The organism is Paenibacillus sp. 4624 (assembly GCF_050435065.1).
In the GTDB taxonomy this organism is placed as follows: domain Bacteria; phylum Bacillota; class Bacilli; order Paenibacillales; family Paenibacillaceae; genus Paenibacillus; species Paenibacillus amylolyticus_D.
In genome coordinates, this window is sequence record NZ_JBNDJR010000010.1 from 267616 (window position 1) to 284667 (window position 17052).

At 46.4% G+C, this 17052-nt stretch carries 19 protein-coding genes and 1 pseudogene; 7 read left to right on the plus strand and 13 right to left on the minus strand.

Translation table 11 applies throughout. From position 1 onward, the window contains the following. The first annotated feature begins 25 nt into the window (after positions 1-25). The 7 genes from ABIE27_RS22470 to ABIE27_RS22500 all read left to right on the plus strand — a co-directional run bounded on the left by ABIE27_RS22470 (position 26) and on the right by ABIE27_RS22500 (position 6630). Positions 26-493 (plus strand): DinB family protein, encoded by a 468-nt coding sequence (locus tag ABIE27_RS22470; protein ID WP_240036683.1) that lies wholly within the window; start codon positions 26-28, stop codon positions 491-493. A 60-nt stretch (positions 494-553) separates the two neighbouring features. Continuing rightward, a complete protein-coding gene (locus tag ABIE27_RS22475) occupies positions 554-1513 on the plus strand; it encodes a phosphotransferase family protein (RefSeq protein ID WP_240036684.1) in 960 nt (319 codons plus the stop codon). A gap of 60 nt (positions 1514-1573) precedes the next feature. Continuing rightward, positions 1574-2278 (plus strand): response regulator transcription factor, encoded by a 705-nt coding sequence (locus ABIE27_RS22480; RefSeq protein WP_123063363.1) that lies wholly within the window; start codon positions 1574-1576, stop codon positions 2276-2278. 84 nt (positions 2279-2362) lie between these two features. Beyond that, entirely contained in the window at positions 2363-3496 is a 1134-nt protein-coding gene (locus ABIE27_RS22485) for a sensor histidine kinase (RefSeq protein ID WP_123063364.1), read from the plus strand. Between the two features lie 140 nt (positions 3497-3636). Then, entirely contained in the window at positions 3637-4077 is a 441-nt protein-coding gene (locus ABIE27_RS22490) for a hypothetical protein (RefSeq protein ID WP_123063365.1), read from the plus strand. 2 nt (positions 4078-4079) lie between these two features. Beyond that, the gene (locus tag ABIE27_RS22495) at positions 4080-5948 is read left to right on the plus strand and encodes a transglycosylase domain-containing protein (protein WP_429351507.1); all 1869 of its coding nucleotides are present in this window, start codon (positions 4080-4082) and stop codon (positions 5946-5948) included. A 136-nt stretch (positions 5949-6084) separates the two neighbouring features. Next, on the plus strand, positions 6085-6630 hold the full coding sequence (locus ABIE27_RS22500) for a DUF2569 family protein (RefSeq protein WP_161556875.1): 546 nt from the start codon (positions 6085-6087) through the stop codon (positions 6628-6630). Between the two features lie 140 nt (positions 6631-6770). On the opposite strand, the gene ABIE27_RS22505 is transcribed toward ABIE27_RS22500, so the two are convergent. The 13 genes and pseudogenes from ABIE27_RS22505 to ABIE27_RS22565 form a co-directional block, all read right to left on the minus strand. After that, a complete protein-coding gene (locus ABIE27_RS22505) occupies positions 6771-7229 on the minus strand; it encodes a threonine/serine exporter family protein (protein WP_123063368.1) in 459 nt (152 codons plus the stop codon). A gap of 18 nt (positions 7230-7247) precedes the next feature. Continuing rightward, positions 7248-8027: a threonine/serine exporter family protein gene (locus ABIE27_RS22510; RefSeq protein ID WP_123063443.1), complete on the minus strand. Its 780-nt coding sequence runs from the start codon at positions 8025-8027 to the stop codon at positions 7248-7250. Between the two features lie 195 nt (positions 8028-8222). Then, on the minus strand, positions 8223-8528 hold the full coding sequence (locus tag ABIE27_RS22515; RefSeq protein WP_123063369.1) for a hypothetical protein: 306 nt from the start codon (positions 8526-8528) through the stop codon (positions 8223-8225). A 68-nt stretch (positions 8529-8596) separates the two neighbouring features. After that, positions 8597-9640, minus strand: coding sequence for a S66 family peptidase (locus tag ABIE27_RS22520; RefSeq protein WP_429351508.1), 1044 nt, complete (start codon positions 9638-9640; stop codon positions 8597-8599). A gap of 112 nt (positions 9641-9752) precedes the next feature. Further along, positions 9753-11090 (minus strand): DUF4179 domain-containing protein, encoded by a 1338-nt coding sequence (locus tag ABIE27_RS22525; protein WP_429351509.1) that lies wholly within the window; start codon positions 11088-11090, stop codon positions 9753-9755. Then, complete coding sequence (locus tag ABIE27_RS22530) at positions 11087-11602, minus strand: sigma-70 family RNA polymerase sigma factor (RefSeq protein ID WP_429351510.1); 516 nt, start codon at positions 11600-11602, stop codon at positions 11087-11089. Before ABIE27_RS22530 ends, ABIE27_RS22525 begins: the two co-directional genes overlap by 4 nt. 284 nt (positions 11603-11886) lie before the next feature. Beyond that, entirely contained in the window at positions 11887-12432 is a 546-nt protein-coding gene (locus ABIE27_RS22535; RefSeq protein ID WP_429351511.1) for an ankyrin repeat domain-containing protein, read from the minus strand. Positions 12433-12538: 106 nt separating this feature from the next. After that, on the minus strand, positions 12539-13414 hold the full coding sequence (locus ABIE27_RS22540) for a helix-turn-helix transcriptional regulator (RefSeq protein WP_429351512.1): 876 nt from the start codon (positions 13412-13414) through the stop codon (positions 12539-12541). Continuing rightward, entirely contained in the window at positions 13411-13857 is a 447-nt protein-coding gene (locus tag ABIE27_RS22545; RefSeq protein ID WP_429351530.1) for an NUDIX domain-containing protein, read from the minus strand. Before ABIE27_RS22545 ends, ABIE27_RS22540 begins: the two co-directional genes overlap by 4 nt. A gap of 141 nt (positions 13858-13998) precedes the next feature. Further along, a pseudogene (locus ABIE27_RS22550) lies at positions 13999-14484 on the minus strand (GNAT family N-acetyltransferase); the annotation flags it as partial. A 181-nt stretch (positions 14485-14665) separates the two neighbouring features. Then, positions 14666-15076: a flagellar basal body rod protein FlgB gene (gene flgB / locus ABIE27_RS22555; protein ID WP_123063372.1), complete on the minus strand. Its 411-nt coding sequence runs from the start codon at positions 15074-15076 to the stop codon at positions 14666-14668. 239 nt (positions 15077-15315) lie between these two features. Beyond that, the gene (speD, locus tag ABIE27_RS22560) at positions 15316-16131 is read right to left on the minus strand and encodes an adenosylmethionine decarboxylase (protein WP_090917942.1); all 816 of its coding nucleotides are present in this window, start codon (positions 16129-16131) and stop codon (positions 15316-15318) included. A gap of 276 nt (positions 16132-16407) precedes the next feature. Further along, positions 16408-16986 (minus strand): DUF1273 domain-containing protein, encoded by a 579-nt coding sequence (locus ABIE27_RS22565; protein ID WP_429351513.1) that lies wholly within the window; start codon positions 16984-16986, stop codon positions 16408-16410. Positions 16987-17052: the final 66 nt, after the last annotated feature.

The following is a 17052-nucleotide window of genomic DNA, read 5'->3' on the forward strand; positions in this document are numbered from 1 at the left end:
TTCTGTATAATGGGATGAAAAGGAAGTGATAGTGTTGATTGAGTCTGCATTCAAACATATTGATACGGCGGTTTCGTCATTAGTTGATATTTGCGATCAATTAAGTGAAGAAGATTTGGACCTGACTCCGATTGAGGGCAAGCGTTCTATAAGGGAGTTACTCTCGCATCTAGCGTTAGTCTGTCGCGCAGATCTGTACATATCCGAAGGGTCATCGGAAGAGGAAATGACTCAATTTTACCAAGAGAACTGCGTTTGTTCGGTGAACCAGATCAAGGATTCATTCATAGAGAACCGGAACTTTCTCTACCAGCGGTACATGCAGTTTACGACGGAAGAATTGCTTCATGTCACAACATCATATTGGGGTGCTTCCTACAGCCGTTTGGAATGGTTACTTGAAATGATGGGTCATATGTACCATCATAGAGGACAACTCTATACGATGTTAACCTTGACGGGAAGAGAACCCAAGACGGCAATGTTTGTCTAAACGAATACATATCATCAATACATATATTAGGTGGCACATACCTACAATGGAGGGATACAGTTGGTAGAATTCATGCATAATGGGAATCTATCTTCAACTGAGCGTGGAGTACTCGAGCTTGTGAAAGTGATTCCTCAACTTCGAGAGGCGAAGCAGATTGAAAGAATATCCAAAGGATATTCCCTGGATCACAAGTTCAAAATTGCTGTTTCAGGCCAAGGAAATGTATTGCTGCGAATCTTTCCATACCGGGATATAGATAGTAAACAAAAAGAGGTTCATGTTTTAGAAGCATTGAAGCAAATGGGGGTTCTTTGCTCGACACCGCTTGGCATTGGCAGGCTGGATGAAAACAATGGATATATGATCTTGAATTATCTTGAGGGAGAAGACGCTTCCGAGGTATTACCTTCAATGAGTGAGCAACAGCAACATTCCATCGGCTTGCAAGCGGGTGCCGAGTTGAAGCGTATCCATCGGCTGCCTGTAGAGAAACAGGGCGAGTCATGGTACGTACGAAAGAGTAAGAAGCATCGACGCTACGTGGATCAATACAAGGCGTGTCCTGTGGTAATGGAGAGAGATCAACCTATTTTGAATTTTATTGAGGATCATCTGGAGTGGATGAAAGAACGTCCCGATGGTTTTCAGCATGATGACTTTCATCCCGCTAATCTGGTGGTGAACAATGGTGAACTGGCTGGAGTAATTGATTTTAACCGAGCAGACCAAGGAGATCCTGTGCATGAATTTTTGAAACTGGGTTTGTTCGCTGCGAAGGTCAGTACTCCTTATTCCATTGGACAGATACAGGGATACTTTGACGGACGTGAGCCGGATGAGGGTTTCTGGAACATGTATTCACTGTATATGGCCATGGCATTGGTATCTTCAGTGGTGTGGATTCAGAACGTGAAGCCGGAAGAAACAGATCAGATGATGATGAAGATTGAACAGGTGCGCGAAGATCACGATGATTTCCGTAGGTTGATTCCAAAGTGGTATACTGTGTACAGATAGATTGCTTAGATATTCGGTTTAAACCGATGTAGCACTTGTGAAGCAGAAAGGAAATATGCCGTGGCACAACCAGCATCACTACTGCTTGTCGATGATGAGCAGGATATTATTAAATTGATGGAAATTTATTTTGGCAATGAAGGGTACCGGATTTTTACTGCGAATGACGGAATACAGGCTCTAGAGGTGCTTAAGACGGAAGACATTGATCTCATTATTCTGGACGTCATGATGCCCAATATGGACGGAATTGAAGCGTGTATGAAAATTCGCGAAGAGCAGAAAATGCCAATAATAATGCTGTCTGCAAAAAGTACGGATATCGATAAAATAACGGGTCTGAGCATCGGCGCTGATGATTATTTAACCAAGCCGTTCAATCCGCTTGAGCTTGTGGCGAGAGCCAAGTCCCAGCTTCGCAGGTATCATACGTTTAATGAGGGCAGAGAAAGCAAGGAGCATGAATGGATCATTGATGATCTGATTATTAATACAGACACACATGAGGTGTGGGTGGATGACAGGCCTGTGCATCTTACCCCCCGGGAATTTGCAGTGCTTGAACTGCTCGCTAGGCATCAAGGATCGGTACTTAGTATGGAACAGATCTACCGTCAAGTCTGGAAAGAAGAATTCATGGAGTCTAACAACACGGTCATGGTGCATATTCGTAAACTGCGTGAGAAGATTGAGCACGACAGTAAACACCCGAAGTTCATTCAGACCGTATGGGGTGTCGGATACAAGATGATTAAACCGATTTAGGTTATATGTCACGAGCAGGTTAAATGCTGCTAGAAGGCTGGATGTTACGCGTAGGTTGAATGATACAAACAGGGAGTTTCTACCATGAATTCGAAATGGATTAATACGGTACGCTGGAAGTTTATTTACGCATTTATGTTAAGTGGCATTTTGACTGCGGTGATATTGTATGGAGCAGGTAAAGTGGGCGAGACGATTCTGGAAAATCAGCAATATCCGAATTACACGATTCCGGGGCAAGTGGTTCGCTGGCTAGTGAATCATATTGGCTCTGTTCCGCTGATGATTGCTGTAGGAATCATCAGTTTTGTGCTGTTTTTCTTTCTGTTCACTCGCAAAGTGATGGTTGTCCTGGATGAGATCACGGCGGGTATTCAGGAAGTTGCCAAAGGGGAATTGTCACATCGGATTGAGGTGAAGACTTCCGATGAATTTGGTGTGGTTGCGGCGAGCATCAACCAGATGGCTGAACAACTCCAGCGATCTCTTCAGGAAGAACGGAGTGCAGTTGCAGCCAAAAATGATCTGATTACAGGCATCTCGCATGATTTGAGGACACCCTTAACCTCGATTCTTGGATTTTTGGAGTATATCGAGAAGGATCGGTATCAGGATGAATTAGAAATGCGTTATTACGTCAGTATCGCTTATGAGAAATCTTTGACGTTGCGCAAACTCATTGATGATTTATTTGAATATACTCGAGTCAGCGGCGGAAGTCTGCCGTTGTCTTTAAGACCACTGAATCTGACTCCATTCCTCATGCAACTCGCCGAAGAATTCGCTCCAATGCTTGAAGAAGCAGGAATGACCTATACGATCGTTGGAGGCCAAGAGCCTTTATGGATCCAGGCTGCTCCGGGAGAACTCGTTAGAGCCTATGAAAACTTGTTCAGCAATGCGATTCGATATGGTGCAAAGGGCAAAGTAATGGAAATTGGCCTTGCTCTTGAAGAGGGAGAAGCTGTGGTACGTATCAGCAATTACGGGGAACCGATCCCGGCTCAGGACTTACCACATCTGTTTGAACGCTTCTACCGAGTAGATAAATCACGTTCTCGTGATACAGGAGGCACAGGACTGGGACTTGCCATTGCCAAATCCATGATAGAACTGCATCAGGGGCAGATTGCGGCCTATAGTGATCAGGGCCGGACGGATTTTGTTACCCGTTTTCCAGCCATAAAACCACCCGTCCATACTCCATTGGAAGAGTAGAATGTTACATATCATACCTCTCATATTAAGCTTTAGATATGTAAATTAAGAATTTGATAAGAAGTTAACAACGCTTCTTTAAGAACTATTCGGTATGCTACCTCTATCAATCTGTTTGAAGTATGAGGAGGATACCGAAGATGAGTTCGAGATTTAACACCGTTCGAATGAAATACATCTATATTTGCGGAGCAAGCGCGGTTCTCAGCATCGTGCTTCTTTTTGTTATGTACCAGATCATGAGATTAGCTTATCGTTTGATGTTCCATGAGGCTGCCTGGTTTACTCATCTCGTACATTGGTGCATTAATCATATAGGGAAGAAACCGATCGGTTTGCTTATAGGTGCAGGTTTGTTTCTTTTGTTTTTCTGGATTCGTTCTCAGAAAATAAGCGAAGACATGCAAGCCCTTGTGCGGGGAACCCATGAACTTGCTAATGGCCGGAATCCTGCACCAATTCAGGTGTTAAGTGGTGGTGAATTGCGGCAATTGAGTGATCAGATCAATGCGATTGCGGCGCTCACAGCGAATAAAGATTGCTCTGGAATGAAGGTTAAGTCCGGGGAACCATCATGTTAAATATGAAGATAAAACGTTCGATCTATCGATTGTATGATGTTGCTGTTATTGTAGCGGTTCTACTGGTGCTGCTGTACATCTATTTGTTTTCGTATGGAAAAATGATTATTCGCCATCAACCGGAAGTTATGAATCAAGTTTCATCAACCGTCATTCTGGATGAGGCTGGACAAGAGATCATCAAGTTGGCGACACCAAACGGAGGATATATGGTGCATGCCGATCTGCAAGAAATGCCGGATATGTTAAAACAGGCCTTTTTAGTGACCGAGGATCGACGTTTCTACCGACATGCGGGTCTAGACGTCATTGGTGTTGGCAGGGCAATGGTAGAAAATATATTACATATGAATTGGAGCCAGGGTGGGAGCTCGATCACACAGCAACTGGCTAGAAATCTGTACCTGAACAGAAATAAGAACTTCATCCGTAAAATAAACGAGTTATCTATTGCGATCGAGATGGAAACGAAGTATTCGAAGGATGAAATTCTGGAAATGTATCTGAATCAGATTTACATGGGACGGCAGCAGTATGGGGTCAAGGCAGCGGCCTGGCGTTATTTCGGTGTGGAAGATTTAAAACAATTAAAACTCTGGCAAATCGCGACGCTTGCGGGTATTCCAAAAGGGCCGTCTATATACAATCCGGTGGATAACGAGATTCTTTCCCAAGAGAGGCGTAAGGTCGTTCTTTCCATGATGCATGAACAGGGAATCATTACGAGCAAGCAAATGCAGGAGGCCGCAGCTGTTAATTACCAAGCACTTCCTCCAAATATGAGGAGCCTGTCAACGGCACATACATCGGCAATGGAGCAGCCTTCCTATACATCTGCATTGGATGCAGTCATGCAAGAGGCTTCACTTCTAACCGGCAAGGGTGAAGCCGAGATTCGTTCCGCGGGATGGACGATTCGAACAGGCTTGAACGCAACAGCGCAGCGGGCAATGGAGAAGACATTTGAGGAAGATGTCTGGTTTCCGGATGACCGAGAAAATCAACAGGTACAGGCCAGCATGGTTATCCTTGATCAACATAACGGCGAAGTGAAGGGCATGATGGGCGGACGAAATCCTGTGAAGGGAGATATGAATCGTGCTCTGAAGAATGCAAGGCAGCCTGGATCCGTATTTAAACCCGTCATTGTCTATGGCCCTGCATTGGAGTCTGGACGATTCGGGGCAGCAAGTATGCTGCCTGACCAGCCTACGCGTTACGGGAATTACCAGCCGGGCAATGTGGGAGGAAGGTATAGAGGTACGGTATCGTTGTCGGAGGCTCTGCAAAAATCAATCAATGCGCCTGCGGTTTGGCTGCTGCACGAAATCGGGTTGAACCAGGCCAAAGGGTTCGCTCAGCGAATGGGAATTCAATTACAGGATGAAGATATGAATCTGTCCGTTGCCCTTGGGGGGCTGCATCAAGGTGTCTCGCCGCTTAAGCTCGCGCAAACATATGCTGTATTTGCCAACGAAGGGAGATTCAATCGTGCGCACCTTATACGTGAAATAACGGATGCCCGTGGGCAAGTTATCTATAGCCATCGCTCAGAAAATAAACAAGTCATCACGAGGCGAACGGCTCAAGAAATAACGAACATGCTGCAGCTTGTCGTAAGCCAAGGAACAGGAAAGCGTGCCCAGTTGCCTGATGATCATGTCGCTGGCAAAACGGGGACGACACAGGCCGCATTGCCGAATGTGCCCAAGCAAGCAAATCGGGATATCTGGTTTGCCGGATATACAAGGAAATGGACGGGTGTCGTGTGGATGGGATTTGATTATACGGATGCGAAACATTACTTAAAGTCCGGAAGCGGAACTGCAGCGGAGTTGTTCGGAACGGTGATGAAACGTAGCAAGGAATAAAGGAAAGGGAATAAGGGAGCGGAAAGTTCAATTGATACTCGTGCTCGATCTGTAAGAGAATATTCTCCTTTTTATAACACAACATACAGATATTAAGTTATAATAGATGCTCTTATGTTGTTATAAGGAGGGTATCATGAATAGTTCATATGGTAAGCAAGATGAGGATCTAGATATGTATTCGTCCAAAAGTGGCACCAGGCCTGAACTTCCAGGCATTTCGGGTTTGGGCGGCTGGTTGATTTTAATTCAGATTAGTCTTTGGGCTTCACTAGTATTTTTACTCTCGGATATTTCACAGGTTGCGGTGATCATGGATCCAGCACGATGGGAAGGAAGTCGGGGCATCGACCCGCAGCTGTATACGGAAGTCATAAAGCCGCTGCTGTGGTTTGGATTCATTAGCAGCGTTATTCTGTTTGTCATCGTTGTTGTGAATCTTGTTCTTTTATACCGAAGAAAGCGGCTTTTCCCACGTTTGATGATTATACAGTACATTGTCAATCTGATGATCGGTATCGCTACCTGGATTCTTATTGCCCAGAACGAGGTGGGAAGGGAAGAACATGTGCTGGATGCGACCCCTGCTTTTAACCTGATCATTCGCTCACTGTTGACGTGCTGTATTTTTATTCCGTATTTTCTGAAATCGGTGCGTGTAAAAAATACGTTTATCAAGTAAACGAGAAGGAGATCGTTTTAATTTTCATTTGATCTCAAAAACGAAAAAGCCCATAGCCTACAAGAACGGAGCTAAGTCAAAACTCCAGCTTGCAGACGATGGGCTTTTTTTGCGAGATGATCAACCTGCCATTGAGGATTTCATTTGGAGGTGGACTTAATGCGGGTTGAACGGGAAAGGCTCTGAATCATCTGGTTTAATACCTCTGATAGTACAAGTCCTACGGCGATAGCACCCGATAACATCAGTGCTTTGGCTGCCATCTCCATGGCAGCACTGTAATCATTTTGCACAAAACTACGCATCGCATTATACGCCAGTCCACCCGGCACGAGAGGAATGATACCTGCCACGCTAAAAATAATGACAGGTGCCCGGAACATGCGGGAGAATAGCTGACTGATGACCCCAACAGCAATCGTTGCGGCCAGTGTGGCCGGAACAGCATCTGCCGCGTACTCCAGCACAATATAGATAATCCAGCCAATCATACCGACAAATCCACCGTGAAGCAGCATCCGTCTTGGCGCATTGAAAATAATGCCAAACGCAGCTGAAGCAATGAAGCTGGTTAAAGCTTGTCCTACAAAATGGAGCATTTCCTGCAACCCTCCGTCTTACATCAAAAGTGAAAATACAACAGCAATGCCTGTGCCGATGGCAAAAGCAGTCAGAAAAGCCTCGGCGCCCTTAGATAAGCCGGATACGAGATGCCCAGCCATCAGGTCGCGCACTGCATTGGTAATGAGCAGTCCTGGCACGAGCGGCATGACAGAACCGATAATGATTTTGTCCCGCTCAAAGCCTGCACCCGCATACACCAGGAAAAAGGCGAGCATGCCGATGACAAAGGAAGCTGTGAGCTCAGCAAAGAATTTGACGCGCACCCAGCGGTGAAAAAGAATGACCGCCGCGTAACCGATTCCGCCGCAGAGTAGTGCCGGAAGAAAATCTCCCCAGCCTCCGCCGAACATGATCGTGAAGCAAGCACTGGATAATGCAGCGGCCCCTAGCTGCACAGCATACGAATAACCAGAAGGTTTTCGTTCGATCTCCAGCAACAGGTCATGGGCTTCCTGAACGGTTAGTTGCCCTTGTCCGATGCGGCGCGAGACCGCGTTGACTTCAGATACTTTATCGAGATCTGTTGTGCGCTCCGAGATGCGAATCAGCTTCGCAGGTTCCGTGGCATCCACGGAGAAAAAGATGCCGGTGGGCACCACATAACTATGTGAATGTGGCAGCCCCAATGCAGCGGCCATCCGCTTCATCGTATCTTCAACGCGGTACGTTTCACCGCCGCTTTGCAGCATGATTTTCCCAGCAAGCAGACAGATGGCGATGACTTGGGATTGCTCAGACGGTTCAGTAACAGGATGTTGACTTTTGTTACGCATCTCCGGTTCGGATTCAACAGGAGAAGAGGGGTTATGACGTATGTATTCCAACCGGATCAAACTCCGTTTCATATGTAATAAGGCGAGGTACCGACACCATTGTATCATATTTCACAGGCTCATAAGCAATCCCGGGACAGGTAAGCCAAAAAGCTTCGCCCGATCCCCGAGAGGAAAGAGACGAAGCCTTTTGGCTTACATTAACAAGGTGATGACGAGCAATTCATACAGCACCAGCGGTAAAATTGTGGGGCCAAACAAAGCGCGTGGTTCAGGATAACCATGCATTGGCGTCACTTGAAGGTACAGAATTCCGCGGTCTGCACTAATAATGACTCCTTCCCAGACCTGACCATCGATGTTCTGAACGTGCACTTTCTTGCCGATATGCTGACGAGCCGTATGATGCAGCATGTTCCGCACACTTTGCACGGATTGCAGCATCGGTTGATTGGCCTGATATACAACACGAGTGGTTGGTGTGGATGATGATTCAGACATGATGCACAACCCTTCCTCGAAATAAAATGCTTCTTACTTCAAGGTATGCATCTGCCTACAAAAGGTGATTACACATATATCATATGCAGTGCTCCGCGGCCATCTTCGTAACTTACCTGACCTAATGCGCCATTTACGAAAGTCATCTGAGGTGGAATGTGACCCAGGTCTACATCATAGAGGACAGGCACGTTCAGATCGCCAAGAGCGGAAGACAAAGCATCGGTAAACGTAAAATCGGCTGTATCCGAATAACCGGCAGGTCGTCCAAACAGAAAACCGTTGGCCCCGACAAACCAGCCCGCTTGTCTCATCTGCCACAAACGACGATAAATATCACTTGCATTCATCTCACAGCTTTCCAGATACCAGATCGTTCCTTCGTCAGCGCAGTACTGATGCAAATAGTCTTTTACCGGTGCATAAGGAGTACCGATCAGGCACGTAATCGTGTCCATGCAACCTCCGATTAACCGTCCTGAGAAGCGAACAGGGGCATGTTTACCTTCAGTTGCTCCAAGCTGCTTCCAGGAAGAAGGCGTATCCAGATTAAAGCCGGGCAGTGCCATATTCCATTTGGATTGATAATGGGTAGAAGATACTTGTGTGATCTCTTCGTCAGCCTTCGTCTGCAGCACATCAAGCCAGCGAGCCGTAACCGGATCTAATTCATTTGACCGTAGATCAACATAATTCGTACCATGAGCTGAGGCTGATCCGGTTAACAACGTGTAGGCAAACAAGAATGTACTGAGATCGGAGTAGCCGAGCACCCATTTAGGTGGTGACTTCTTCAACGCTTCCCAGTCTAACAGCGGCAGAATATCCATCAGAAACTCTCCGCCCCATGGAGGAATGACGGCCTGTATCCCGGGATCAAGCATAAATGCGTTCAGCTCTGCCGCGCGAGTTTCTTTGGGAGCACTCACACATTTGGAATTGTTACGCAGGGAAGTACTTTCCTTAATGTTGAAGCCGAGACGCTCCATATGGTGTTTGCTGTCTTCCAAATGACGATGCATAGACTCGCCTACACCACTGGATGGTGCAGCTACACCAATCGTATCGCCCTTCACGAGTGGCTGCGGATAACGGATAGAATGCAGGTTCATCTTATAACACACCTTTCCCACTTGAGCTGACGTTGCTCATGAAGTGACTTCATAATATTTCCATCATTATATAGGAAAGTTTGGCGAAAGACAGCCTTTTGTTGATTATGCATCAAGGGTTTACAGAGATTTCGAGTGAGAAAGGTGACTTTATTTTTGACGGATAGGTAGCAATTTTCATCTGAAGTTCACCCTGTAACTTTGCACCATTTTCGATGGTGATGGATACCGTGGTGTGATCCTGATCTCTTCCATATCCCGGACTCCAGCTTGAACCAGGGGTTTGATAGGTTTTACCTGAACGGTCTTTCACTTTGCTGAAACCAAGCATGAAACTATCTTCCATGTTGTCAGGAACAGAGAAATCAACAATGAGATCTTTGCCTTCCACTTTGCTGTCAAGCATTTGGAGCCCGGAAGGGCCGCCCGTGATCTCACGTGTTTTCAGGTCGAGGCTGAAATCAAGCTCCTTTTTATCCAGACCTGAGAATCCGGAGCCTTGTAAGGTCAGCTTTTCAGGTTTGGAGAAATACATGCTTTCAAAATAGATGGAACGTGTATCTTCCCCGATGGAGGTATCGGTTCTCCAGGCGCGTCCTTGTTCATCCACGAGTTGCAGATCGCTGAGACCAAAGATCTTTTTGGTGTTGTTTGGGTCCATCTGCACGTCAAGTACCAACCGGGTTGGATACATGATCGCCTGTTTTACCTGGATACGTTGTCCATCGACGACCAAGGTTTCGTTTACAGGGATGACCTTTTTCATGCCCTTGGTTAGATTTTTATCGACTGGCATCGTTACTTTCCATACCCCTGGATTGGCTTTATCTCTCGATTTGAACACCACCGTTAATACATCCGGAGGGGTGGCTTCATCGGTAAAGATGACGTCAATAAAGTTTTCATATACTTGAGCATCTGAATCAGAGTGGGTTGTAGAATAACCAAAACCAACAGGAAGATCTTTACCGTCTCCATCAAGTAAATCGATGTCATAGTCGAATTTCTCTGTATTTTTCATGCCTTTCATCTTATAAAAAATAACCATGCGTGAGTCGTCTGTAATAATGCCTTCCACGGTTACGGAACCCCCGTCATGCTCGTCGGTGATCCCGACTTTCTGCAACAGGGACTGATCAATCGCCATCACCAATCCTTTGTCTTGCCGGATCAGACTAACGACGCCTTCCATTCCAGGCAGTTGCTCGACAAAGGACGCAAAGGCAGGGGATACCCGAATACAGCCAGTGAACAATAAAATCAGGGCAGCTGCGGAGATCGAGCTGGTCAGCCAGCGTAATCTTGTTTTTCGTTTGCGGGAAGCTTGACGAATTCCAGCTTGAATGGCCTGTGAAGTTGCTGTATCCGGTACGGGCATGGTATCGTATTCGGCCTTGCGTGCTTGAAGACGGGTCTCCATAGCTTCGAATGAATTATGTTCGTCGTTCATGATAAGATCTCTCCTTTCGGTTCAAGTTGATCCCGGAGCTTTCCAAGCGCGCGGTGCAGTCGTGATTTGACCGTGCCTGCCGGAATTTCGAGAATGTCAGCGACTTCAGTTAACGAGAAACCTTCGAAATAACTTAGAATAATAATTTGTTTGTATTCCGGTTCAAGTACAGCTACCGCAACGGCAAGATCTGGATCTTCGGGACGATCCCAGCGGCCGGATTCACGGATCTCGGTCACGGGACTGAACCGGATTTTGCGTTTGCGTTCATCTGCACAGTAGTTCAGAAGGATGCGGATTAGCCATGTACTGAAGTAGGTAGGTTCTTTCAGTTTTTTGAGTTTGCGGTATGCGCGGTAGGTTGCTTCCTGTATCGCTTCCAGTGCATCGCCCTCATTATGCAGATACGCATAGGCGATCCGGTACAGGCGGCTCTGATGCGTCTCCATTAAGGCTGCAAACGCTGCAGCATCCCCCTTTTGTGCAGCTCGCGTAAGTTCGGTAGGGGTCACAAGGCTCCTCCTTTGCTGATGTTGTTTCGTATTAGACAGAGAAAGTTGCCAAACGGTTCTTGTTTTTTGAAAAAATTTTGTGCATGTTCCTCTTCAGAAAGTTTCATTGCATTATACAGCAAAAACCGTCAGCCCTCCCACGAGCATTGCGCTCCAGGAAGATTCTGACGGTTACAAGGATGACCTCGTATAGCCTTATAGGTACAATACCAATTCTCAAGTGTAGCATGAGTCCAAAGTATAGTGCTGATTCACATCGCTATAGCAGCTTATATCTATCCCTCTTAGGATAGCATTGCCATCGCTTGCTCCAGACGAGCAGCGACAGAGTTATGACCACGTAGCTTCGCAATATCTAGTGCGATTTCGCCGGATGTGTTAGGTGCTTTGACATCGGCTCCATATTCAAGCAGCAAGTCTATAATGGCTGTCTGATCGGTATGAAAGGCAGCTGTGTGAAGGGCTTGCTGTCCGTCACTGTCAATGATGCTCGTGGATGCGCCATGTTCCAGCAATAGCTTGATCACTTCCATTGAACGCTCTCCAGCGAGTGCGGCGTGTAGGGCTGTGTTGCAGGGAATGAAGGAGATAAGGGAATGAGAGATCGCATTCACATCCGCACCGTGTTCAATCAGGGTATGTACACTCTCCGTGTGTCCAAAATGTGAGGCATATCCCAGCGGTGTCAATCCATCCTTGTTTTCCGTGTTGGCCAGTTCTGGTTGTACGGCAAGAAGGGACTTTACTTTTTCCACATCATTCTGCTGTGCAGCTTCAAATAGCTGTTCCAATGGTTCTAGCTGATTTGTATTCTGATCTGTGTCTTTCATCTGTGAAAACCTCTCTTTCGTATCTATACACACGGGGAATGTGGCGTAAGCTTGTTCGGAGCTAACCTCATGATAGATGGTTCACACGGACAGGGCTTCTCGAAAATCACCTTTTTATCCGATGCTGTGCAGGGGAGTGTTTAAATCGCCTGGAGAAAAGGGAGCTGAATGAGCCAAGGCTCTCAAAACCGACGTTGTAACAGATTTCTGTAACAGGGAGATCCGTATTGGATAACAACTGACAGGCGGCCTGAAGCCTGCGTTCCGTCAAAAATTGATGTGGCGAAATGCCAAACACCTTTTTATAACTGCGGAGAAAATGATTCACGGACAGATGCGCGGCTGAGGCGGTCTCTGCAAGCGTGATAGGTTTATTATAGTAGGCTGTCATGTACTCATGTGCGATATAGATTCTTCGATATATCTCGTTTCGAGTTGAAGATTTCACCATATCTAGGCTATCGATTTCCGAACGAATATCACGGTGCAAAACAAGCATATGCACGCCCAGTTGATAGAGTTGTTCCTCTAGTCCCCATACATCTACGGCGTGAGAGGCATAGGAGAAGCGCAGTCGCTCAAGGGCAACTCCTAGTTGATCGGTCATGGGATACGTTCGTTCCATCCAGTCCAGTGTACCAGAGAAGGATGTGGCAAAAGGCTCATCCAACAGATAACGGTTACTTCCTGAAATATTCCGACCGATCTCTTCCACCAGACCCGAAGGGAAGAATATGCAAAAAGATTCGACAGGAACCGGTGAATCAATATGTAGCTGATATTCCTGTCCTTCGTTCAAGAGCAGATATCTGTCCTGATCGACTGCAAAATGTCCATGACCCGCTTCATATAATGATGTTCCGTAACGGAACGTTTTCAGAGAAAGGGCACCTTGACCTTTCCAGTTAAACTGGGATCTGGACTCATGCAGTATGAAAGGGACGGTACGTTGCGCTAATGTATTTCCCGTAAAGGTATTCATTGTGAGCTGTCGGTGTCATGTTTCTCTGTATATTGCTGCTTCGCTGCTTCCAATGCCGGGATGGCAAAGCTGGCGAGTGGGGAAGGCAGCGCATGGAGCGGGAACCAGCCAATCTCTCCAATGGCTCCACCTTCTTCCAGGTTGCGTGCTACTCCGCTAACTACCTTGGTGGAGTATAGCACGGAAATCCAATGCTCCTGCGATTCAGGACGAATCGTTTCTGCGGTACAGAGAAGACCGTCGATCACAATACCCAGATTGACTTCTTCTTTAACCTCCCGAATAACAGCCGTTTCCAGTGTTTCATACACATCGACTTTCCCACCGGGGATACTCCAGGTATGCTGTTCGGGTGCACGATTACGCCAAACAAGAAGCACTTCATTTCGTTCATTAAGAATCACTGCACCTACGCCGATTCGGGGAGTGACCTCGACCGCCATGCGACCAACAGTAGTAGAGCCTGTCGAAGGGAAAACACTTTCACTACCCGAACTAGCCCCTGGCTGAAACGAAACGGGATATCCTGTCTGGGCGGACCAATCCGCTGCAAGAATGCTCATCGAGATCAGATCGTATTGTGTACCGTCTCGCAGCACTGCAGCACGATGCCTGCCTTCCTCGCGGAATCCGGCCTTCAAATATGCCCGTCTCGCGGCTTCGTTGTATTCAATCACGTCAAGAGCAATCCGATTCAGGTTTAACTCATGGAATGCATATCGCAAAATCAACGCAAGAGCGTCACTGCCGTAACCTTTGCCACGATCTCGTTCTTCACCAATGCCGATAGCCAGTTGTGCAGAGCGGTTATTCCATTCCAATCGATAGATGGCAACAAATCCGAGAAAGCGATTGTCTTCCAACGTGCGCAGGGCAAATTCAAAATCTTGACCGTTCCGAACGGAAGAAGAACCGGTTTCATCGGATGTTTGTGGCGTCACAATATCCGTATCCATGTTACGCATATATTCGTAGTTTTGTGTAAAATGTGCAATTTGCACGCGGTCTTCAGGACACGGTGCCGTGAGTCTGACCTTGGAGCCTTGAAACGCATTGTATTGATGAGTCATGTTGCACCTCTTTTTATATAATCTAACTTTCTTCGCTTAACCCATTATACTACAGCCCTAATAAATACCGAACTTCCAGTGTGGATTAAAGAGACATTCAAGCCAACTACCTATCATTCTGGCTTTCATCATCGGTGTTTCTACACAAAAAAGCAGCCACAAGGGCTGCTGGTATAGCTTTTTATTTTAAATCATTCAATAAATTTTTCATTTTTTTGTAATGTCCGCTAACTCGATCAGCCATGTAGTTATACAAGAGTTGATTCTCGGAAAGCAGAGCCATCTCCCGGTCGATATCTACATTGTTGTTGTTATTGTTCATGGCTGTTTCATTGTTCTGCATCACTCGGTACTGTACGATGGAGGCATTCGGATTGCTGACGGGAAAATGTTTCTCATGTGTCCGCTGCATCCGGAGTTGTCCGGTTTTACCGTTCTCGATGATACGTCTAAGCTCGTCTTGAAACTCAACGGTTGTCTTTTTGAAGTTGGGCGTATCGGCGTTAGCAATGTTGTTCGTGATGGCTGCATGTCGTGCGTTTAAGGCTTGCAAAAGGGATTCATTACGCTTGGTCGTATTCGTTTCAATCATACCCTAGTCCTCCTTCACCGCATCCGAGTGCAGTTCTCTCTATTTTAAGAAATTCGCCCACACACTGTCAAGCGGATCAAACGAACAACAAGCTGTAGGCAAGTGATGATCGTTACGATAAACAACAAAAAAGACAAGTGTATGACCAGCAACATCTGCTTTCGTAAAGGAAGTCAGGAGCAGGGTCAGAATCACTTGTCTTTTTTGATTATCACATCATTTCAGATTGCTCTGTCCAATTAGGAAGAACGGTCTATATTTTTGCCATAATAAATCTCGTCCATCTCCAGCTTCAGCCACTCGGTAATCTCCTGTTGCTCGGCTTTGCTCAGCTTGTCCTTGGTGTACCCGAACAGATAATTATCCAGATCGAATTCTTTCAGCTTACATTTGGTGTGGAAAATGTTTTCCTGATAGACGTTCACGTCAATCATATCAAAGCCGCTTTTGATCTCGTCCGGAATATAGTTCTGGATCGAACTGATCTCATGGTCGATAAACAGCTTGCGTCCACTCGTATCCCTCGTAAAACCGCGCACGCGATAATCCATAATCATAATGTCCGTATCAAAAGAATGAATCAGGTAATTCAACGCCTTCAGCGGTGAAATCTCACCACAGGTCGACACATCGATATCGGCACGGAAGGTGCTGATGCCTTCGCTGGGGTGGAATTCGGGATAAGTATGCACGGTAATGTGGCTTTTGTCCAGCTGCATGACTACATTATCGGGCAGGGGACCGGGCGATTCATCGAAGGATTCCTCGGGAATCTCAACGATCGGGCCTTCCGATACCAGCATGGTCACACTCGCGCCTTGCGGCACATAATCCTGCTGTGCGACATTCAGGACGTGCGCGCCGATGATGTCCGATACATTTTTCAAAATATGTGTCAGTCGGTCTGCGTTATATTGTTCATCGATATATTCAATGTAAGCTTCACGTTCTTCTTTGGTCTTGGTGTAACAGATATCGTACATATTGAAACTGAGTGACTTGGTCAGGTTATTGAACCCGTGCAGCTGGATGCGCTGCTCTGGCGTTAAAGTCATGGTTGCAGTTCCCCTTTGTCCCATACGACATAAAAATCGCAGTTTTAATACTACTTATACCCAACCTTGCCCGAAAAAAAACATGAGATTCCCATTTGTGGCGAGAGGGCAATTTCCTATAGTTCACCGATGAACTCCATTTAAGAGTGATTTATAACATCTCACCGATCCCGGAATGCAGTCCGATAATAGGGCCAGTCCGGGCCCAGTCCAATAGAACGGAGTCCAGTCAGATAAAAAAATACTGTACAGCAATTTGCTGTACAGTATCTGTAGTTAGAAGGGGATGTACCCATCATAAGCAAAATCATTCATGCGTTCTTCCTCCGCGACAGATTGAATATCCTCGGAAGTTACCGTAATGATGGGATAATGCTCGTTTTGTTGTTTCTTCATTGCCTTTTCCTTTACAAAACGTGGGCTGCCTTCGCCTGCATCTTCGTCATACACGAGCAGGAGGCCGTCGCTTTTGCGCAGCAGCAGATCGTCCCGTGCAGTGAACTGCCACGGCCCGATGTATGGCTGTTTGCTAATTGCACCATAATAGTCTACCCCAGCCAGAATGGAGCGGTAATACTCCTGCTTGTCTTCTTTCCATTGTTCCTCCGGGTTCTGAAAAGCAGTAATGATCGACAGCTTCAGATGCGGATATAACTGTTTTAATTCAAGAACAACCTCGCAGGCCCAAAGATCGACACCGTATTGACCTGGAGTAAGCACCCATTCCAACCCATCTTCCACAAGAGGTGTAAGGCGGGAGGAGATTGCTTTTTTAATGTAAGGGATGCCCTCATGCTTTTGACCAAAAATCTGCAGTTCATGTGCGCGGTAACCGGTAATGAATAGGTTTTGCAAACGTGATAACCTCCTTTCAGACGGTCAATGTACCCGCGAGGTACAGCAATCCCAGTCGGTTGTCCG